Raw genomic sequence first — 20658 nt, 5'->3', positions numbered from 1 at the left:
TCATTCCTTGTCAGGCAAAGGCAAAGTTACTTTCCGTCAGTGTCGCAATGTCGATGTCGAGGATGGTGATGACATCGCCATTGCCGGCATCGATGACGACGTCATCGCCCGACTGGCTCATGAAATCGGCGACGAGCGTGTCGTAGTCGGGAATGCCCGTCAGACCCGATAGATCGATCACATCACTTTCCGAAACATTGAAGTCGCTGATGCTGTCGGCATCGCAGCCGGTCGCGAAGATGAATCGGTCGGCTCCACCGCCGCCGGCGAGTGTATCGTTGCCTTCATTGCCGGTGAGGCTGTTGGCGCTGCTGTTTCCCGTCAGACTGTCGGCGCCCGAGCCGGTCACCAGATTTTCGAAGCCGTAGAGCAGGAAGCTGGTGGTGCCGGCATCATATACCGAGCCGGACACCAGCGATGCCGTTACCGCGATCGTGAATTGCGAGAAGTCAATTGTATCGGTTCCGTCGCCGCCATCGAGCATGGAAGCGTTGCCCATTTCGGTTTCGCTGACGGAGATTACATCGTTTCCGCCGAAAGTGGTCACGGCAGCAGCCCCGCCCGCTCCGACATTCACCGTATCGATGCCGCCGAAACCGCTGATAAGGCCTACCCATCCGGTTCCGGTCGTCACGCTGTTATCGCCGCCGCCTGCAATGATCGAGGAACCGCCGCCGGCTCCGGTGACGATCGTATCATTGCCACTATAGGTGACAATCGCATCGAACCATGTCGAGCCGTAGGTGATGGTATTGTTGCCGCTGCCGAGATTGATCGTTCCCGACCATTCATTGCTGCCGGAATGCACCAGCGTATCGTTGCCACCAAACGTCAGGATGGAGCCGACATAGCCGGCTCCGGAGATCGTGATCTTGTTGTTGCCATGACCCAGGGCAATCATATCGACGCTCGAACTGCCGGAGAAGGTCAGTTCGTCGTTGCCGTCATAGGTAACCAGGCTTGATACCGAGCCGCTGCCCTGAACCTTCACGACATTTTTGCCAAAAGCCAGGTTGATCATATCGATATTGCCACCGTTGACGGTCACGGTGTCATTGTCGTCGCCGCCACGAAGGCTTCCGAGCCAGCCGCTGCCGCCGATATAGGTATTGGTTCCATTGCCCAGAGAGACCTGTTGAACACCGCCGCTGCCGCCGGTCATCTTGTCATTGCCGTTACCCATCTCGATGGAGCCGGCGCCGCCGCTGCCGCCGACGAATGTATCGTTTCCGTCACGGAGGCTGACCGAACCAATGTAGCCGCTGCCAACGGTAACCGCATCGGATGCGTTGCTGCCGCGCATGGAATCGACTTCCGTGGACTTCAAAAGGACGGTGCTGCCGGCATTGCCGAGCAGAAGGTAGTCGATCATGCGACCAGACTTGCTGTCGCCATCGGTAAGGGCGACTTTCATACCTGCCGAACCGACGAAGCGGAGGTCGCCGATACCCCAGTCCTCGCCCTTGAGGGTGACTGTGCTCGTATAGGTCTTTCCGCTGTCGCCGGACCAGATGGTCACCGTGTCGATCCAGCGATCCGACCAGGTGTAAGTGTCGGTGCCAGCCGTGAATTTGGTGGCGCCGTTCAAGGTGAAGCTCGTATTCTTGTGAATTGCCATAATCTATTCTCCCATGTTCTACCGGATGCCGGATCGTTGCCTGCAAGTTAAAGGTGAAAAGGTGATGCTGAAAACTCCCGTTTGGGGGGCACTACATGCGGTGCATCAGGGAGATCAGGGCACTCTGCCGATGGACGCCTGTCTTCTGAAAGATCTGCTTGAGGCGATGGCGGGCCGTCTCGCGCGTGATGCCCAGCACCTCGGCAGCGGCCGACAGCGACAAGCCCTCAAAAAGATGTTCGCACATCCGCATCTCTGCCGGCGACAGGCCGAAGGTCGATGCGATCCTCGTTGGTCCCCGCAGGTTACCAGATGGGCTGTTCTGGCGAACCAGAAACAGGTAACTCCCCGAACCAAAGGGCGAAAATCGCGGCGTCGCGGCATTCGGCGGCAACCGGTAGATTGAAATAGCCAAATCCCTATTCTCTACCTTCAGAATGAATGTGGAGTTCTGGACCGGCAGGTTTCTCGCAAACTGGCTTATCGATTTTCGCGCCCATTCTCCGGGACCCGGATGCGCAAAATGCAGGTATCCGAGAACCGATCGAATGTGGCGGGCGGCGCGGAGCGCCTCTTCCGCCGGAGCATTTGCCTGAATGATCCGCAATTCACTGTCGGTGACGATCGCAAGATCATCGTTGCGCTCGATCAGCGCGGTTCCTGCAACGGCTTGCTGAATTTGCGACTGGATATACTGACCAAGCGTCACCGAACGGATCAGCGCATCGCCGATGCCGTTCAGAACCGGCTTGAGCGTGAGTTCGGCATTGAGGCGTTGTCGATCCGGGATCTGCATGGAAAAGACCGCACTCGTATCGCCCTCTCGGCCTAGCTTCATGCCGATACCCTCACTGCGTTTGTCCAGCTTGAGAAGCCAATCGTTATAGAATTCCGTCTCTGAGAACGAATAGGACGGCATGACTTCCGACGAACAGAAGACGCGACCTGGCGTGGCATCGGCCCAGAAGCGATTCCAGGGATTGATGCTGCCGAAATGCTCGGCATAGCTGTTCAGGGAGCCGTCGGGATAGTTCGATTGTACCATGATGTTCGGTTTGGGCCTGTCGGTATAGCCCAGGAAAACGGCCATGGATCCAGGGACGATCGATGTCATGGCGTCGGTAATGTCACCCCAGTCGACGAGCCCCAGTGCGGCGTGTTCGATCTGGTCAATAAGTCCGGAAATGACCGTGTCGAGAGAAGTCTCTGCCATATCCGCGCGCAACCCCCAAACCCCTCGATTGCAATAGCAAAGCTGTTCGCGTCCCGAAGCTCCCAAATGGGGGGTGTCGCATCCGGGGGAGATCAATCCAGATCATAGCCTCTGTCCCCGAGGTTGCCGAAGCGAGGGCCGGCTGCTCGCTACATTACCAAGAATTCATGTTGCGGAAAGAATGCTGCAAGGTGCCGGGCGCTAGCTATTATCCATCGACAGATTCACGGCGGGTTGGTGCCGCCAGTTAAACGAAGGATAAGACCATGACCGACAAGAATGCAAAGCGCCATTCGCTGTCTTCTCTCCTCAAGACCGGCACGATTGCCGGTGCGGCTGCCGCCGTTCTGATCACCGGCGTGCCATTTGCCGCCAAATATGCTTATGCGGATGCAGTGAAGGTTCAGTCGACCCAGCAGATGCCGAGCTTTGCCGATGTCGTCTCGGCGGTTACGCCGGCCGTTGTTTCGGTCCGCGTCCAGACCCGCGCCACCCAGGCCTCCGATGACAATCCGAATTTCGGCTTCAACTTCGGCGGTCCGGGCTTCGACGAACTGCCCGACGATCATCCGCTCAAGCGCTTCTTCCGCGAATTCGGACCGGGCGACCAGTATGGCGACCGTGGTCCTTCGCAGCGTCCCGATCGCTGGCAGCATCACGGCAAGCGCAAGGATGGTCCGGGCCGTCTGCGTCCGACCTCGCAGGGCTCCGGCTTCTTCATCTCCGAAGACGGCTATCTCGTGACCAACAACCATGTCGTCGATGGCGGCGCGGCCTTTACCGTGGTCATGAATGACGGCACCGAACTCGATGCCAAGCTTGTCGGGCGCGATCCGCGCACGGATCTTGCCGTGCTGAAGGTCAATGAAAAGCGCAAGTTCACCTATGTTGCCTTTGCCGATGACAGCAAGGTGCGCGTGGGCGACTGGGTGGTTGCGATCGGCAACCCGTTCGGTCTCGGCGGCACGGTCACGGCCGGTATCGTTTCGGCCCGCGGCCGCGATATCGGCGCTGGCCCCTATGACGATTTCCTGCAGGTTGACGCGGCGGTCAACAAGGGCAACTCGGGTGGTCCGACCTTCAACCTGGCCGGCGAAGTGGTCGGCATCAATACCGCAATCTTCTCGCCCTCTGGCGGCAATGTCGGCATTGCCTTTGCGATCCCGGCATCGGTTGCGAAGAATGTCGTATCGCAGTTGATGAAGGACGGCACGATCGCCCGCGGCTGGCTCGGCGTGAAGATCGAACCGGTCACATCGGATGTGGCGGAATCGCTCGGCCTTTCAGAAGCCGCTGGCGCGCTGGTCAACCAGCCGCAGGAAGATTCGCCCGGCGCCAAGGCCGGCATCAAGGAAGGCGATGTGATCACCGCCGTCGATGGCGACCCGATCAAGGGGCCGAAGGAACTGGCGCGCAAGATCGGCAATCTCGAACCCGGCAAGGTGGTCGAACTGTCGGTATGGCGCGATGGCAAAAGCCAGAGCATCAAGGTAACGCTCGGTACCCTGCCGGATCAGCCGACGATGGCCTCTGCCGATCCGCAGTCCGGTGACAACCAGGGTGAGGCGCCGACCGAGCAGACACTCGACAATCTCGGCATTGCCGTTGCCCCTGCGGAAGATGGCAAGGGTGTTCAGATCACCTCGGTCGATCCGAGCTCCGATGCTGCCGACAAGGGCCTGAAGAGCGGTGAGAAGATCACCTCGGTGAACAACCAGACCGTCAATTCCGGCGACGACATCGTCAAGGTTCTGGCTGATGCCAAGAAGGAAGGCCGCAAGAAGGCGCTGTTCCAGATCGAGGATCAGAACGGAAACCGTTTCGTCGCCCTTCCGGTCGGCTAAAGCCCGTCTGAAGCGCATGGCAAGCCCTTCTCCGGAAACGGGGGAGGGCTTTCTTACAAATCCAAACGGACCTATCTATTCGTCATGAAGATTCTGCTGATCGAAGACGACCTTGATGCCGCCGCCTATCTCGCCAAGGCTTTCCGTGAGGCGGGGCATACGATCGAACATGCCGGCGATGGCGAAAGCGGCCTGTTCATGGCCACAGAGAACGGCTACGACGTGCTCATCGTCGACCGCATGTTGCCGCGCCGCGATGGCCTGTCGCTGATTGCCGAATTGCGCAAGCGGACGATCAACACGCCGGTGCTGATCCTGTCGGCGCTCGGTCAGGTTGACGACCGGGTGACCGGACTCCGTGCCGGCGGTGACGATTATCTTCCCAAGCCCTATTCCTTCACCGAACTCCTCGCCCGTGTTGAAGTGCTCGGGCGCCGTCGCGGCCAGATCGAGCAGGACATGGTCTATCGGGTTGGCGATCTTGAGCTCGACCGGCTTTCCCACGAAGTTCGCCGGGGCGGTCGCGAGATCCTGCTGCAGCCGCGCGAATATAGGTTGCTCGAATATCTGATGAAGAATGCCGGTCAGGTGGTGACCCGCACCATGCTGCTCGAAAATGTCTGGGACTATCATTTCGATCCGCAGACCAATGTCATCGATGTGCATGTGTCGCGCCTGCGCTCGAAGATCGAGAAGGATTTCGACAAGCCGCTGCTGAGAACGATCCGCGGTGCGGGCTATATGATCAAGGACGAAGCGTGATGGGCGCTTACGCCCGTTTCCAGATGCTGCTCAAGCACACGGCCTTTCGCCTTTCCGTGCTTTATCTGGTGCTGTTTGCCGCCTGTGCTGCCGCTCTGGTCCTTTATGTCACCTCGATTTCCGAAAGCCAGCTGCAGTCGCGCATGCGCGAATCCGTGAGCCAGGAGGTTGCCGATCTCAACCAGGTCTACGAGGATGGCGGAATTTCGGCGCTTTTATCGACGCTTGAGAAACGCTCGCGGCAGCCCGGTGCCAATCTCTATGTTATCGCCGGTCCTAATGGCGAAATGCTGGCGGGCAATGTGGGTTCGCTTGCCCCGGGCGTACTCGATGAACAGGGCTGGACCAGCCGCCCCTTCCTCTACAACCGGTTCGGCGAAACGGGCCGCAAGAACCGCCATGTCGCGATTGCCAATATTCTTGTGCTGGACAACGGCCTGCGTATCCTGGTCGGGCGCGATCTCGGCGAACCGGAAAATGCGCGGCTTCTCGTACGTCAGGCGCTGATGCTGGCGCTCGGGATCATGGCCGCAGGTGCACTTCTGATCTGGTTCATGATCGGCCGCAACGCCATGCGTCGGCTCGACAGGACAGCACTCGCGGCCCAGAAGATCGTGGCTGGCGATCTGTCGCAACGTTTGCCGATCTCCGGGTCCGGCGATGAGTTCGACCGGTTGTCGGACTCGCTCAATGTCATGCTGGCCCGGATGGAACGTCTCAACGAGGGTCTGCGGCAGGTTTCCGACAATATTGCCCACGATCTCAAGACCCCGCTGACGCGGTTGCGGAACAAGGCCGAGAGTGCATTGGCCGGCGAGCGCAGCCCGGAAGACTATCGTGCTTCACTCGAAGAGATTATCGGCGAATCCGACCAGCTGATCCGGACATTCAATGCGCTCTTGATGATCTCGCGTGTCGAGGCCGGCTCTGCCGCAGCCGAAATGAACGAGGTGGATCTGACCTCCGTCGCACGCGAGTTCCTCGAACTCTACGAACCGGTGGCAGAGGATGCCGGAATGCGTCTCGAAGGCCGGATCGCGGATGCATTGACGGTGCGGGGCAATCGTGAACTGATCGCCCAGGCGATCGCCAACCTGATCGACAATGCGATCAAATATGGGGAAAACGCCGAAAATCCTCTCATCCTCCTGTCGGCTTGCCGCGAAGGCGAGACTATCGTGATCGCAATCGCGGATCACGGTATCGGCATTGCGGAGGAGAAGCATGCCGAAGTGGTCAAGCGGTTCGTGCGGCTGGACGAGAGCCGGTCAAAGCCGGGAACCGGCCTTGGCCTGTCGCTCGCGCTGGCGGTAATGGAACTGCATGGGGGGCGGATCGAGTTCGGAGCGACCGATCCGGCTGACACGGCCATGAAGGGCCTGACGGTGAGGATGCTGTTTCCGGCCTGAGTGCCGAACGGCGGGCATGGGAGTGAATGATGGCAATGGGCGCGGGCGAAGCCAGCATTGGCGGGCTGACGGTCAATCGGCTGAAGCCGCTCAGTCAGCAGGAGGCCCGTTCGGTTGTTGCCGATCTCAAGGATTGGGGCAGGCAGGAACCTGCGCTTTCCAAGCTTCTTGGTGCGGACGGTGTGCCGCGCGATTTCGTGATTGCCGCCCTCAGCCTGTCGCCCTTCCTGCGCGATACGGCAAGGATTTCGCCCGCACTGCTTTCGCTCGCCCTCGAGGGCGACATCAGGCAGGAACTGCAAGAGACGATCATCTCCGCCCGCGAATGCTGGCGGCATGCCGGCGAACCCGAGGTGATGACGGCTCTGCGCAAGGCCAAGCGAAAGGTGGCATTTCTGGTCGCCATGGCCGATCTCGCCGGCCTGTTCGATGGGCGCGAAACCACGGGATGGCTGACGGATTTCGCAGAAGCTGCCGTTTCGGCAGCATTTGACCATCTTCTCTTCGCCGGACACGAGGCAGGCAAGGTCGTGCTGAAGGACGAGACGGATCCCGGTCAGGGATCCGGTATGATCGTTCTCGGCATGGGCAAGCTCGGCGGTCGCGAACTGAACTATTCCTCCGACATCGATATCGTTGTGTTCTTCGATCCGGAAGCGGGCATCCTGTCCGATCCGGAGGACGGGACCGAGACCTTCGCGCGCATGCTGCGCCGCCTGATCCGTATCCTGCAGGACAGGACAGGCGATGGCTATGTCTTCCGCACCGATCTCAGGCTGCGGCCCGATCCCGGTTCGACGCCGCTTGCCATTCCCGTTGAAGCAGCCCTTCTCTACTATGAGGGAAGGGGGCAGAACTGGGAGCGTGCCGCCTTCATCAAGGCACGGCCCGTTGGTGGCGATCTCAAGGCCGGAGAGCGCTTCCTCAAGGAACTGGTGCCTTTCGTCTTCCGCAAATATCTCGATTATGCGGCGATCGCCGACATTCATTCAATCAAGCGCCAGATCCATGCCCACAAGGGCCATGGTCAGATCGCGATCAAGGGCCATAATGTTAAGCTCGGTCGCGGCGGCATTCGGGAAATCGAGTTCTTCGCCCAGACGCAGCAATTGATCGCGGGCGGGCGCATGCCCGATCTCCGCGTCAAGAGCACGGAAAAGGCGCTCGCGGCACTTGAGGCTGCGCAATGGATCGACGAACAGACGCGCGCCGAACTGGTGGAAGCCTACTGGTTCCTGCGCTCGGTCGAACACCGGGTGCAGATGGTGCATGACGAACAGACCCACAATCTGCCGGAAACCGAAGCCGAACTCAAACGGATCGCCTTTATGCTGGGCTTTCCGACAACGGGCGCCTTCTCCGAAGCCCTGACAAAGGTCTTGCAGACCGTCGAAAAACGCTATGCAGCACTTTTCGAGCAGGAGACCAAACTATCGACCGAAACGGGCAATCTCGTCTTCACCGGCCAGAACGACGACCCCGACACGCTCGAAACGCTCAAGCGCATGGGCTATGATCGTCCCGCCGATATCTCCCGTACCATCCGTGGATGGCACTATGGTCGTTATCGCGCCACCCAGTCGGTCGAGGCGCGCGAGCGGTTGACGGAACTGATGCCGTTGCTTCTGAGCACCTTCGGCCAGGAGCGTCACGCCGATGAAGCGCTTCTGCGCTTCGATCGGTTCATTTCCGGTCTGCCGGCGGGCATCCAGCTTTTTTCCCTATTGTCGTCCAATCCTTCGCTCCTGACGCTGATTGCGACCATCATGTCGGCAGCACCCAAGCTAGCGGGCATCATCGCGTCCAAGCCGCATGTCTTCGATGGCATGCTCGACCCGGCGCTCATTTCGGAACTGCCGACTCGCGACTATCTTGCCCGCCGCCTGTCGGCCTTCCTGACCGGAACCGTCTATTTCGAGGAAAAGCTCGACCGGTTGCGCATCTTCGCCTTCGAGCAGCGGTTCCTGATCGGTATTCGGCTGCTGACGGGGTCGATCAGCGGCAAGGTGGCGGCGGAAGCCTTTACCGATCTTGCCGATCTCGTAATCGCCGAAACCTTCGCAGCCGTGGTTCTGGAACTCGAATCCGTCCATGGACACTATCCGGGCGGCCGTGTGGCAATCTTAGGCCTCGGCAAACTCGGCAGCCGCGAATTGACGGCCGGTTCTGACATCGATCTAATCCTGCTCTACGATTACGACGATGCGGCCGCGGAATCGGTCGGGCCCAAGCCGATCGACTCCAACCGCTATTTCACGCGTCTCACGCAGCGGATGATCGCTGCCCTCTCCGCGCCGACCTCCGAAGGCGTGCTTTACGAAGTCGACATGCGGCTGCGCCCGTCCGGTAATAAAGGGCCGGTGGCAACCCGCATTCGCACCTTTCTCAAATACCAGCTCGAAGAAGCCTGGACCTGGGAACATATGGCATTGACGCGCGCGCGCCTTGTTTGCGGCGATCAAAGCCTTGTTGCCGAGGCCGAAACCATCATTGGCGATATCGTCGGACAAAGCCGCGATCGCAAGAAGATTGCTGCCGATGTTTCCGAAATGCGCGGCTTGATCGACAAGGAGAAGCCGCCAAAGGACATCTGGGATCTCAAGCTCATCCCGGGTGGTCTGGTCGATATCGAATTCATCGCCCAGTATCTGGTGTTGATGGCGGCGGCCAATGGGCAGGCTCTGGCGGACAGGTCTCCGGCAACCGAAGCAGCCATTCGCAATTATGGGCCGGGTCAATTGTCGGATGATGATCTTGAGACGGTCGTGGCGGCGCTTGGCCTGTTCTCCGAACTCTCGCAGATGATCCGCCTCTGCATTGAGGGCGGGTTCGATCCCAAGGAGGCGCCGGAAGGCCTGAAAGAACTCCTGTGCCAGGTCAGCGGCATGCCGGATCTGAAGGTGCTCGAAGCGGAAATCCGAGCCTATTCCGCTCGGGTCCGCAAGATCTTCAAGGCGCTCGTGGTCTGATCAGACGAGCATGTAGACAAAATCGTCTGCGTCGATGTTCGGGCGATTGTCGAGATGTGCGATCAGGATCTTATGAACTTTGCCGTCGTCATCCAAGAGATGGGCGATCACAGATCCGGTCGATCGCTCATAGGTGACCCCTGAGCCATAGACTGCGTTGATGGCCTTGAAATCGTCCATCTCGAAATAGCGGCCGTGGTCGTCATCCAGATAGCCGTTGCTATCAATCGACGTGCCCAGTTCCCACATGCCGTTGCCATAGGAACGATCAGGATCGATCACGCCATCATCGGTTTTGAAGATGAAGGCGATCTTGTCCTGCCCTGGTTTGAAGTCGGTAATGTTGGAATATTCAAACGCTGTCGTAGGCCGGAACATGAAATAATCGGAACCAGCGCCGCCGGTCAGCGCATTGTGCCCCAGGCCGCCGCTCAGAAAATCCTTGCCGTCGCCGCCGTTCAGCGTGTCGTCGCCCGAGCCTGAAAACAGGAAATCATTGCCGCCCATGCCCATTCCGGTCACGGAACTGTCGCCGAGATGGACGGTCTCGCTCTGGTTGGTGCCGACCAGACGCTGTTTGGAGGTCAATCCGCCGAAGTCGAAAATCAGATCCTCGACATTCTTGACCGTGATCTGCGCCTGGAATTTGCCGATGAGAACGGTCTTGGCGTTGGATGTCACATCGATGATGACGCTGTCATAGCCGCTGCCGCCATCGATCCGCGTGCCGCGCGAAGCCGAACTGCCCGGCTTTTCGAGATTGATGGAAAAGCCGCTTACGAGGTCGTTGCCGCTGCCGCCATAGATCTGGTCGGCCTTGCTGCCGCCGCCGGCAAAGCCGGAAATCAGGTCGTTACCGCCATTGCCGTAGATCACGTCGCTGCCTGAAGTCCCGAACAGGGAATCCCACAGGTTCGAACCGGTCATCTTCATCGTCGATCTCCCGTCAGGCGGCGCGCGGAATCGCGGACGCTGTCTGCGCGAATGATCAACGATCAAACCTTAAGATTGTGCTAAATCCGCACCGCGATTACTGTACCGCGACCTTCGCGCGAATGGATCTTCATGCGGCCGCCATGAAGTTCCGTCAGGGAGCGCGAAATGGCAAGGCCGAGGCCCGAGCCGCCCTGGCTCTTGGCATACTGGCTTTGAACCTGTTCGAACGGCTGGCCGATCTTTTGCATCGCCGATCGCGGAATGCCGATGCCGGAATCGGCGATCGTCAGATAGATCGCGCCATCGATCCGGCGGGCCCGCACCACCACCTTTCCGCCCTGGTTGGTGAATTTCACCGCATTGGACAGCAGGTTCAGGAGAATCTGTTTCATGGCGCGACGATCGGCGCTCAGACGCAAATCGCCCTCGATCTGCTGGTCGACCGAAATCGACTTGCTGCATGCCGCCACCGAGATCAGGCGCATGCTTTCGTCGATCAACACCGCGAGGTCGGTCGGCTCCGGATGGATCTGCAGATGTCCTGCCTCTATCTTCGACATGTCGAGAATGTCGCTGATGACGTTGAGCAGATGCTTGCCGCTCTCATGGATATCGCAGGAATATTCGTAATACTTGTCGGAGCCGAGCGGCCCGAACATCTGGTTCTGCAGGATTTCCGAAAAGCCGAGGATGGCGTTGAGCGGTGTGCGCAACTCGTGCGACATGTTGGCCAGGAATTCCGACTTTGCCCGGTTGGCGGCTTCCGCCCGTTCCTTCTCGGCCTGGTAATTGGCATTGGCGACCGAGAGTTCCGCCTTCTGGCGCTCGAGCTTGACGCGGGAGGCCGACAGATCGCCGATGGTCGCCATCAGGCGGCGTTCGGAATCGCGCAGACGTTCCTGGTGCCGCTTGAGGAGCGTAATGTCGGTGCCGACAGACACGAGGCCGCCGTCGCGCGTGCGCCGCTCGTTGATCTGCAGCCAGCGACCATCGGCGAGCTGGACTTCGGTCGTCTGCGAATGCGAGGTGAGGGGATCGGGATCGGCCAGCCGCCGCTCGATTACCGGGCGCGAGGCCGCAGCCAGCACCACCAGACGCTCAGTCCCTGGCGCCAGCACCGAATCCGGCAGACCATAGGCGAGCTGGTAATGAGCATTGCACATGACGAGACGATCATTTTTATCCCACAGCACGAAGGCTTCGGTGGTGGATTCGATGGCGTCCGCCAGCCGTTGGTCGGCTTCGGCGTAGCGCTGGGCCAGCTTGTGCTGTTCCGTCACATCCATGGCGATGCCGATGAGATGGGGAACGCCATTGGTGGAATGGATGATCTGGGCACGGGCCCGCAGCCAGACATGATGGCCGGCGGCATGGCGCATGCGGAAGATCTGGTCGACATGGCGCAGTTCGCCGCGGGCGATGGCACGCGCCAGCGAATAGATGGAATTGTCGTCGGGATGCATCATCCGCGCCATATCGCCGAAGGACAGGACGTCGCTGCGCGGCTTCATCCCCAGCATTTCATACATCGAGCGCGACCAGAACAGCCTGCCATCCTTCATGTCGAAATCCCACAGGCCGCAGCGGCCGCGCGACAGCGCGGTTTCGACACGCAGGTTGGATTCGACGAAGATTTCGTCGGCATCGCGTGCACGCTGCGCCTGGGTGTAATAGGCATAGAGAATGACAAGGACGATTGAGGAAATGCCGGCAAACAGGGTGACGTTGAGCGACACCGCCTCCCGCCAGTGCTGGTCGATCGGCGCCACCGGCAGGGCTGTGACGACATAGCCGAAATCATCGCCGATCGTGGCCGACGCTGCATGATAGGCCGCACCCGCGATCATCAGCGTGTTTGAAAGCGCGCCGCCCTTGCTGTTGGCAATGTCGGCATCCAGCATCTGGACGTAATGGCCACGCAGGGCAGCCGCCGGCCCGGTTCCAAAGGCGATGTAGCCGACACGGTCGGCAAGAATGATGACGGGCTCGGGACCATCCACCGGTGCGGCAAGCGCCGAACGCGCGGCCTTTTCCGCCTCAGCCGAACGATCGCGTGTCAAAAGGTCCGGCCGGCGCCCAAGTTCATTCGCGATCAGACGCGACGACAGGGCAAGTTCCTTGCGGGCGGATGTTTCGAGCCGGTCGATCTCCGCATAGATGCCCAGCACCCAGGAAGCGGCGACGACCAGAAGGAAGGCGGTGATGAGGATCGGGATCGACCGTTTCAGAACCGGCTCAGCCCGAGACAGGTCAAGCTTGCGCGGTAATGAGAAGGATGACTTGCGCCGCAGCGTTTTCTCAAGCCCGGATATGCCGGAAAAGCCGAAGCGCAAACTTCCGTTGCCAACACCGCCCCGATGAATGTCCGCCATCTGTTCCGCCTTGATTCTTAACAGGTTTCTCCGCGCCGCCCGCACGAATCATCCATAATGAATCACTGACGAATCACCTTGTCCAGATGGTTCGGTTAACGCTTTTTTAAACCGTTAGAATGACTCGCGATTTTTTTGAGCGAGTCACGCTTCGAGCATGCGGTCGACGAGGTCACGCACATCCGTCGACAGAGGGCTCGCCGCTCCGATCGTCACCAGAGCATTCCGCGCGAGGCCAGCGCGCGTCGATTCAAGCGAACGCCAGGACCGCATTGAGGTCAGAATTCTGGCGGCCACCTGCGGATTGCGCTTGTCGATCGCAATGATCTGGTTGGCGAGGAACGCATAGCCAGCGCCATCCTTGCGATGGAACCCGGTCGGATTGGCCATCGCAAAGCTGCCGATCAGCGACCGCAGTCGATTGGGGTTGCCGGCCGCAAAGCGCGGGCTCTGCATCAATGCTTCGACGGAAGCCAGCGTAGCCGGACCCGGAACGGTTGCCTGGATCGAGAACCACTTGTCGAGCACCAGCGCATTTTCGGCAAACCGATCGCCGAAAGCGGCCACGGCCTGCTTTGCGGACTCTGTCTCGGAGAAGCGGTGGGCGAGAACCGACAGGGCATGCGCGAGCTCGGTCATGTTGTCCGCTTCCGCAAAGGCCTTGGCTGCCCGGTCCGGGCTTGGCTCACAATAGCTCATCCAGGTCAGGGCCGCATTCCGCAGGGCGCGAATGCCTGCGCTTGCCGCATCCGGGCTGAAGGAGCCGACACGACGCGGTGCATCGAGAATGTCGGCGAGGACCGTACCTGCAGGCGCGGTAACGGCGGCCATAACAGCATTGCGAGCGGCATGGATCATCTCGGGATCGATATCCTTGCCGATTTCGCGGGCGATATCGGCTTCGCTCGGCAGTGCCATGATCTGGGCTCGGAATGCCGGTTCGAGACTATCATCGGAAATGCTGTCGCGAAGGATCGCGATCAGTTCGGCATCGACCGCAACTTGCGTCGCGCCGGCCGTCATTTCCTTCACTGCTTTGAGCAGATCGCGGAGCGCGAGCTGATTGATCGCCTGCCAGCGCGAGAAGAGATCGCTGTCATGCCGGGCAATCTGAACCATATCCTCGACCGGCATGTCGTAATGCAGGTTGATCGGTGCCGAAAAGCCGCGGTTGAGCGAGAGCACCGGGCGCGACGAAATCCCCTCGAAGGTGATCGACTGGGTGCGCTCGGTCAGATGCAGGACGCCATCGGCATATTCACCGCCGCTGACGCCTGTCGGCTGGACCTCGGTGCCATTGTCGAGAATGAAACCCATCGCCAGCGGGATATGCATCGGTTCCTTGACCTGCTGTCCCGGCGTAGGCGGAATCATCTGCTCCACATCCATCGTTAGTGTCTTCGCACCGGCATCATAGCGCGCCGATACGGTGACGACAGGCGTGCCGGCCTGATGGTACCAGCGGGAGAACTGGCCGAGATCACGGCCGCTCGCATCCTCGAAGCAGCGGACGAAATCCTCGATCGTGACGGCGCCGCCATCGTGGCGCTCGAAATAGAGATCCATGCCCTTGCGGAACATCGGACGTCCAAGCAGGGTCGCGATCATGCGGGTGACTTCCGATCCCTTTTCATAGACCGTCGTCGTGTAGAAATTGTTGATCTCGCGAAACTGCGTCGGCCGCACCGGATGGGCGAGGGGGCCGGAATCCTCTGCGAACTGTTCCGATTTCAGGTGCCGCACTTCGGCGATGCGCTTGACGGCGCGCGAGCGCTGGTCGGCGGAAAATTCGTGGTCGCGATAGACCGTCAGGCCTTCCTTCAGGCAAAGCTGGAACCAGTCGCGGCAGGTAATGCGGTTGCCGGTCCAGTTGTGAAAATATTCGTGCGCGACGATCGCCTCGATATTGGCATAGTCCTGATCGGTCGCGGTTTCCGGATCGGCCAGAATGTACTTGTCGTTGAAGACATTGAGCCCCTTGTTTTCCATGGCGCCCATGTTGAAGTCCGACACGGCGACGATCATGAATATGTCGAGGTCATATTCGCGGCCAAAGGCCTGCTCGTCCCACGTCATCGAACGCTTCAGCGCGTCCATGGCATAGGCCGCACGAGCCTCCTTTCCATGTTCGACATAGATCTTCAGTGCCACCTCGCGTTCGGACATGGTGGTGAATGTGTCTTCAACGACACCGAGATCGCCAGCAACCAGTGCGAAAAGATAGCTCGGCTTCGGATGCGGATCGTACCAGGCGGCAAAGCGACGGCCGTCGCCATAGTCGCCGGCACCCAGGAAATTGCCGTTCGACAGCATGACCGGATTGGCGGCACCATCGCCGATGATGGTGATCGTATAGACGCCGAGCACGTCGGGACGGTCCATGAAATAGGTGATGCGACGGAACCCTTCGGCCTCGCACTGGGTGCAGTAGGTGCCGTTCGTCCGGTAAAGTCCCATCAGCTTTGTGTTGGCTTCGGGATTGATGATCGTCTCGACCGTCACTTCGAAGGTGGTGCCGGTGGGCAGGTCCCGGATGACGAGCGCCCGGTCGGAGACGTCATACTGGCTTTCGGGGATAGGGTTGCCGTCAATGGCGACCGCCTTCAGGTTCAATTCATCGCCGTCCAGCACCAGCGGTACATCGTCTGCCACACCTTCGCGCCTGTGCATGAGCGTCCGCTGGATGACCAATGTTTCGGTCGGGTCTAGTTCGAAGGTCAGGTCCACACGTTCGACGACGAAATCTGTCGGGCGGTAGTCTGCCAGATGAATGACCTGGCCTGTTGTGGCTTCCATGGTGCTCCCGCGCGGCTCTTGCCGGCCTCTCCGTGTGGACATTTGCGTCATCGATGCGGTTGCAACCGTAACGCACACATTCCCGCAATCTATGACGTCAAAATCCTGAATTATCGTTAAACGCGTCCCGAAATGAAACGGAAGTTCGGAAATTGTTCTCTTTTTCCGATTCCGCGTACCGCCCTGTCTCCTGGAAGGGCCGGGAAGGCGGGTGCTTGCGGCTTGATGAATGTCACCTTCTGCGGTTCCAAATTTGCTGCGACAGGTCTAAGGTCCGGTTGTGATTGACGGAATGCGGAGTCGCGGCTGTGACGGTGATGAAATTCGGAGTGGGGGCATCGGCTCTGCGCAAGGAGGACGATAACCTTCTGCTCGGCAAGGGGAACTATACCGACGATCTCAGGCTCGACGATGCCCTGCATGGTTTCGTGCTCAGGTCCCCATACGCCAATGCGCGTTTCAGCATTATCTCGACCGATGGTGCGCTCGACGCGCCCGGCGTGCATCTCGTGCTGACGGCGGCAGATCTCGCCCATCTCGGTCCGGTGCCTTGCAAGCAGATTGTTCGCCAGCCCGATGGCACGCTGCATGACAAGCGCGAAACCCCCATTCTCTGTCTCGATCAGGTTCGCCATGTCGGCGATGCGGTGGCCTTCATCGTCGCCGACAGTCGCGAAATGGCCGAAGATGCTGCCGAACTGATCGAGATCGAATGGGAGGGCGAGGAGGCGATAACCGATCTCGCCACCACGCTCGATCCCGAAAGCCCGCTGGTCTGGCCGGAACTTAAAAGCAACCAGGCTTATCTCTACCGGATCGGCGATCGCGCCCGCACCGAGGCAGCTTTTGCCGAAGCGGCTTTCGTGACCGAGGTTGCCATCGTCAACAACCGCATCGTTTCCCACTACATGGAGCCGCGGGCGGCCGTAGCGCACTATGATGCGGAAGCTGGACAATTTCTCCTGCATGCGCCGAGCCAGGGCGTTCATTCCCTGCGCGACATTCTTGCCAAGGACATTTTCCGGATCGATCCGCAAAACGTCCGCGTCGTCACTGGCGATGTCGGCGGCGGTTTCGGCACCAAGAGTTTCTGTTATCGCGAATATGCGCTGGTGCTGGAAGCCTCCAAGCGCCTCGGTCAGCCGGTTCGCTGGCTGTCGAGCCGCACCGAGCACAGTCTCGCGGATGCGCATGGCCGCGACAGTCTGGCGAAGGCGAAACTCGCGCTCGACAAGGACAAGCGCATTCTGGCGATGAAGATCGACATGGTCGCGAACATGGGAGCTTACCTGTCGCAATATGGACCGATGATCCCCACCATGGCGGCGCGCATGGCCACCGGTGTCTATGACATTCCCGTTATCGATATGGAAATTCGCGCGGTTTACACCAACACGACGCCGGTCGATGCCTATCGCGGCGCCGGTCGTCCCGAGGCCGCCTACCTGATCGAGCGGCTCATGGACGCGTCCGCCCACCAGCTCGGCATCGATCCGGTGACGTTCCGCCGCATCAACTTCGTCAAGCCCGAGCAGTTTCCCTATCGCACGGCTTCCGGCAGCTTCTATGATGTCGGCGAGTTCGACGGTCATCTGACGCGCGCGCTTGAAGCCGCCGACTGGGCGGGGTTCGACGAACGCAATGAAGAGGCGCGTGAGCGGGGGCGCATTCGTGGCATCGGCCTGTCGACCTATGTCGAAATCTGCGCCTTCCCGGGTTCGGAAGCAGCCCATCTGCGGCTGAACGAGGATGGCACCGTGACCCTCTTCATCGGAACCCAGACCAATGGTCAGGGCCATGCCACGGCCTACAGCCAGTTCATCGCCGAAAAGCTCGGCATCGATTTTGACAAGATCATCGTTCGCCAGGGCGATACGGCGGAACTCGCCAAGGGCGGCGGCACCGGCGGTTCGCGTTCCATCCCCATCGGCGGCCTGTCGGTGATCCGGGCGGGCGAGGATCTGGCCGACAAGATCAGGCGCATTGCCGGCGATGAACTCGAAGCCGCGCCAGACGATATCGAACTGGAAGCCGGCATCGCGCGTGTGGTGGGCACAGACCGCCAGATGGATTTTTCCGCCATTGCCAGGGCCGCGAAATCCCCCGAGGATCTTCTGGCAATCGCCGATGTCCGTCAGGACGAGGCGACCTTCCCGAACGGCACCCATGTGGTCGAGGTCGAGATCGACCCCGATACTGGCGAAACGGCGATCGTCAATTACCAGGTCGTCGATGATTTCGGCGTCGTCGTCAATCCGATCCTGCTTGCCGGCCAGATCCATGGCGGCATTGCTCAAGGCGTCGGCCAGGCGCTGGTCGAAGGCGCGCATTATTCCGAAGACGGCCAGATGCTGACCGCAACGCTGATGGATTATGCGGTGCCGCGCGCCGACCTGTTCCCCGAATTCAAGTTCGAAATGCGCAATGTTCCCTCTGTGGCCAATGCGCTCGGCATCAAGGGGGCAGGCGAGGCCGCGACGATCGGCGCCACGCCGGCGGTTATGAATGCAGTGGTTGATGCGCTGCACCGGGCCTACGGCATTTCCGGTATCGACATGCCGGCGACGCCCTACCGCATCTGGCAGACCATCCAGAACGCGAGCGGCTGAGCCATGGATCGCACCATAGCGAACCCCATGCGCGGCATAGCGCTCAAGGTTCTGTCGATCATGCTGTTCATCTGTATGCAGGGCATGATCAAGGCGGGTGGCCGCGGCATCGCGATCGGTGAAATCACCTTCTTCCGGTCGCTGTTTGCCATGGTGCCGATCCTCCTCTGGCTGGCCGTCCGTAAGGAGCTGAAGACCGCCTTCAAGACCGACAATCCGCTCGGCCATTTCAATCGTGGTTTTGTCGGCGTCATCTCCATGTCGCTCGGCTTTTACGGCATCGTGCATTTGCCGCTGCCGGAATCGATCGCGATCGGCTACGCCATGCCTCTCTTCACCGTCATCGCCGGTGCCGTGCTCCTGAAAGAGGAAGTGCGGCGCTATCGCTGGACGGCAGTGCTCGCCGGTTTCGTCGGGGTCCTGATCATCGTCTGGCCAAGGCTGACGCTGCTCGGCGGTGGCGCGACAATGGGGGTCGAGGAAACTCGTGGTGCGGTTGCTGTTCTGATGTCGGCGGCGCTTGCGGCAATCGCCATGGTGCAGGTTCGCCAGCTGGTGCGCACTGAGAATACGGCAACGATCGTGCTCTATTTCTCGCTGTCAGCGACGATCCTGTCGCTGTTCTCTTTGCCGTTCGGCTGGGACGCGATAACACTGCCGCATGCGCTGTTGCTCATCTGCGCCGGGTTCGTGGGCGGAATTGCCCAGATCCTGTTGACCGAGAGCTATCGTTACGCTGACGTTTCGGCGGTTGCCCCGTTCGAATATACGTCGATCATCTGGGGCACCCTGGTCGGATATCTGTTCTTCAGTGAGTTGCCGAGTGGAACGCTCCTCATCGGTGCGGCCATCGTCATCGGCGCCGGTATCTTCATTCTCTATCGCGAAAGCCGCCGCATGGCCGAAACCGGCCGCAAGGAGCGATCGCTGACGCCGTAATCAGGCCGGACGGCGGAGAATGCGCCAACCGGCATAGCTGCCGTAGATCGCGAAGGTGGCCGCGAGCAGCAGCGGCAGACCGGCAGCGCCGCCGAAGGCGATCGCCTGGCCGCCGAGCAGCGGTCCGACAATGACGCCGAGACCATAGAGAACCGTAATGCCGCTCGAGATCCGCACATATTCGCCCGGCTCGGCGAGATCGTTGGCATGGGCGACGTTCAGCGAATAGATCGGAAAGATCACCATGCCGGCGGCAAAGGCGGCGCAATAGAGCATGATCGGACTGCTGGCATCGATCGACGCCATCCAGAGGCTTGCTGCAATTCCGATTGCCGCACAGATGCTCATCACCAGCCGGCGGTCAACGAGATCCGAGGCGCGCCCGATCGGGAACTGGGCGGCAATCGATCCGAGCGTGACGGCCGCGATCATGTTGGCGGTACCGGTTTCGCCCAGCCCGGACAGTTTCGAATAGACGACCGAGAAATTCATCCAGGCGGCGGAAATGATGCCGGCGAGAAAGCTGCCGATGAAGGCGACCGGCGAACGTTGCCAGAGACCCGTCAGATCAAAACCGGATTCGGTCGGCACGCCCGGCGACGACGAAGTGGTGAGCGTGATCGGGAAAATGGCCAGCGAGAACAGCATGGCCGCGACCATGAAGAGCGACGTCGTCAGCACGTCGCCCCAGGCGGCGATATAGGGCCCGGTAATCGCACCGGCCATCGCCACCACCATATAGACCGAGAACATGAAGCCGCGATACTGGTTGGTTGCCTTCTCGTTGATCCAGCTTTCCATGATCATGTAGCTGCCGGCCATGGCAAAGCCGAACAGGCAGCGAAACAGCATCCAGGCGTAAGGGTCGGGCACCAGCGCGCAAAGCAGGATCGAGATCGACAAGAGCGCGATGAAGGCGGCAAACACCCGGATATGGCCGGCACGGCGGATGAATTTCGGCGCGATGAAGGAAGCGAGCGTATAGCCCGCCGAATAGGTGGCGCCGATCAGCGAAATGTCGAAGGTCGTCCAGCCTTCGCCAAGCGCACGCGACTGGACGATGAAGCTCGCGACCCCGAAGCCGGTCATGACGATGAAGATCGACAAGAGCAGGCTGAATACCGTTCGGATACTGTCGATCATCTGGCTGCGCTCCTGCTTCCCCAATCTTTTCCATAGGGCGATTTGCGG

12 protein-coding genes are annotated in these 20658 nt (G+C 60.1%); 6 read left to right on the top strand and 6 right to left on the bottom strand.

What is annotated here, in order from left to right; translation table 11 throughout:
• Positions 1 to 10 precede the first annotated feature (10 nt).
• Both Q4481_RS22830 and Q4481_RS22825 read right to left on the bottom strand, forming a co-directional pair.
• The gene (locus Q4481_RS22830) at positions 11 to 1618 is read right to left on the bottom strand and encodes a calcium-binding protein (RefSeq protein ID WP_304378727.1); all 1608 of its coding nucleotides are present in this window, start codon (positions 1616 to 1618) and stop codon (positions 11 to 13) included.
• 91 nt (positions 1619 to 1709) lie between these two features.
• The gene (locus tag Q4481_RS22825) at positions 1710 to 2831 is read right to left on the bottom strand and encodes a helix-turn-helix transcriptional regulator (RefSeq protein WP_304378726.1); all 1122 of its coding nucleotides are present in this window, start codon (positions 2829 to 2831) and stop codon (positions 1710 to 1712) included.
• Positions 2832 to 3097: 266 nt separating this feature from the next.
• Between Q4481_RS22825 and Q4481_RS22820 the strand changes: the two genes are divergently transcribed.
• The 4 genes from Q4481_RS22820 to Q4481_RS22805 all read left to right on the top strand — a co-directional run bounded on the left by Q4481_RS22820 (position 3098) and on the right by Q4481_RS22805 (position 9815).
• The gene (locus tag Q4481_RS22820; protein ID WP_304378725.1) at positions 3098 to 4675 is read left to right on the top strand and encodes a Do family serine endopeptidase; all 1578 of its coding nucleotides are present in this window, start codon (positions 3098 to 3100) and stop codon (positions 4673 to 4675) included.
• An 84-nt stretch (positions 4676 to 4759) separates the two neighbouring features.
• Positions 4760 to 5437, top strand: a complete 678-nt coding sequence (locus Q4481_RS22815) for a response regulator transcription factor (protein WP_304378724.1) — start codon at positions 4760 to 4762, stop codon at positions 5435 to 5437.
• Positions 5437 to 6846 (top strand): sensor histidine kinase, encoded by a 1410-nt coding sequence (locus Q4481_RS22810; RefSeq protein ID WP_304378723.1) that lies wholly within the window; start codon positions 5437 to 5439, stop codon positions 6844 to 6846. Before Q4481_RS22815 ends, Q4481_RS22810 begins: the two co-directional genes overlap by 1 nt.
• A 35-nt stretch (positions 6847 to 6881) precedes the next feature.
• Positions 6882 to 9815, top strand: coding sequence for a bifunctional [glutamine synthetase] adenylyltransferase/[glutamine synthetase]-adenylyl-L-tyrosine phosphorylase (locus Q4481_RS22805; RefSeq protein WP_304378737.1), 2934 nt, complete (start codon positions 6882 to 6884; stop codon positions 9813 to 9815).
• Here the strand turns inward: Q4481_RS22805 and Q4481_RS22800 are convergent, their stop codons facing one another.
• The 3 genes from Q4481_RS22800 to pepN form a co-directional block, all read right to left on the bottom strand.
• Positions 9816 to 10748, bottom strand: a complete 933-nt coding sequence (locus Q4481_RS22800) for a calcium-binding protein (RefSeq protein ID WP_304378722.1) — start codon at positions 10746 to 10748, stop codon at positions 9816 to 9818. It abuts the gene before it with no gap.
• An 80-nt stretch (positions 10749 to 10828) separates the two neighbouring features.
• Positions 10829 to 13123, bottom strand: coding sequence for a PAS domain-containing sensor histidine kinase (locus Q4481_RS22795; RefSeq protein ID WP_304378721.1), 2295 nt, complete (start codon positions 13121 to 13123; stop codon positions 10829 to 10831).
• Between the two features lie 144 nt (positions 13124 to 13267).
• On the bottom strand, positions 13268 to 15919 hold the full coding sequence (gene pepN / locus Q4481_RS22790) for an aminopeptidase N (protein WP_304378720.1): 2652 nt from the start codon (positions 15917 to 15919) through the stop codon (positions 13268 to 13270).
• A 317-nt stretch (positions 15920 to 16236) separates the two neighbouring features.
• Between pepN and Q4481_RS22785 the strand changes: the two genes are divergently transcribed.
• Positions 16237 to 18528, top strand: coding sequence for a xanthine dehydrogenase family protein molybdopterin-binding subunit (locus tag Q4481_RS22785; RefSeq protein ID WP_304378736.1), 2292 nt, complete (start codon positions 16237 to 16239; stop codon positions 18526 to 18528).
• A gap of 3 nt (positions 18529 to 18531) precedes the next feature.
• A complete protein-coding gene (locus tag Q4481_RS22780; RefSeq protein ID WP_304378719.1) occupies positions 18532 to 19467 on the top strand; it encodes a DMT family transporter in 936 nt (311 codons plus the stop codon).
• Here Q4481_RS22780 and Q4481_RS22775 read toward each other — a convergent pair whose 3' ends face one another.
• On the bottom strand, positions 19468 to 20610 hold the full coding sequence (locus Q4481_RS22775) for an MFS transporter (protein WP_304378718.1): 1143 nt from the start codon (positions 20608 to 20610) through the stop codon (positions 19468 to 19470).
• Positions 20611 to 20658 lie beyond the last annotated feature (48 nt).

The organism is Fluviirhizobium alvei (assembly GCF_030551875.1).
Taxonomy (GTDB): domain Bacteria; phylum Pseudomonadota; class Alphaproteobacteria; order Rhizobiales; family Rhizobiaceae; genus Rhizobium_E; species Rhizobium_E alvei.
This window is presented reverse-complemented; position numbering and strand designations above follow the sequence as displayed.

Excerpts from the sequence above, each read along its gene's own strand:
- Q4481_RS22830 (WP_304378727.1), bottom strand. The coding sequence starts at position 1,618 with ATGGCAATTCACAAGAATACGAGCTTCACCTTGAACGGCGCCACCAAA.
- Q4481_RS22795 (WP_304378721.1), bottom strand. The coding sequence starts at position 13,123 with ATGGCGGACATTCATCGGGGCGGTGTTGGCAACGGAAGTTTGCGCTTC.
- Q4481_RS22820 (WP_304378725.1), top strand. The coding sequence starts at position 3,098 with ATGACCGACAAGAATGCAAAGCGCCATTCGCTGTCTTCTCTCCTCAAG.
- Q4481_RS22815 (WP_304378724.1), top strand. The coding sequence starts at position 4,760 with ATGAAGATTCTGCTGATCGAAGACGACCTTGATGCCGCCGCCTATCTC.
- Q4481_RS22805 (WP_304378737.1), top strand. The coding sequence starts at position 6,882 with ATGGGCGCGGGCGAAGCCAGCATTGGCGGGCTGACGGTCAATCGGCTG.
- Q4481_RS22825 (WP_304378726.1), bottom strand. The coding sequence starts at position 2,831 with ATGGCAGAGACTTCTCTCGACACGGTCATTTCCGGACTTATTGACCAG.
- Q4481_RS22810 (WP_304378723.1), top strand. The coding sequence starts at position 5,437 with ATGGGCGCTTACGCCCGTTTCCAGATGCTGCTCAAGCACACGGCCTTT.
- Q4481_RS22785 (WP_304378736.1), top strand. The coding sequence starts at position 16,237 with ATGAAATTCGGAGTGGGGGCATCGGCTCTGCGCAAGGAGGACGATAAC.
- Q4481_RS22780 (WP_304378719.1), top strand. The coding sequence starts at position 18,532 with ATGGATCGCACCATAGCGAACCCCATGCGCGGCATAGCGCTCAAGGTT.
- Q4481_RS22775 (WP_304378718.1), bottom strand. The coding sequence starts at position 20,610 with ATGATCGACAGTATCCGAACGGTATTCAGCCTGCTCTTGTCGATCTTC.
- Q4481_RS22800 (WP_304378722.1), bottom strand. The coding sequence starts at position 10,748 with ATGAAGATGACCGGTTCGAACCTGTGGGATTCCCTGTTCGGGACTTCA.
- pepN (WP_304378720.1), bottom strand. The coding sequence starts at position 15,919 with ATGGAAGCCACAACAGGCCAGGTCATTCATCTGGCAGACTACCGCCCG.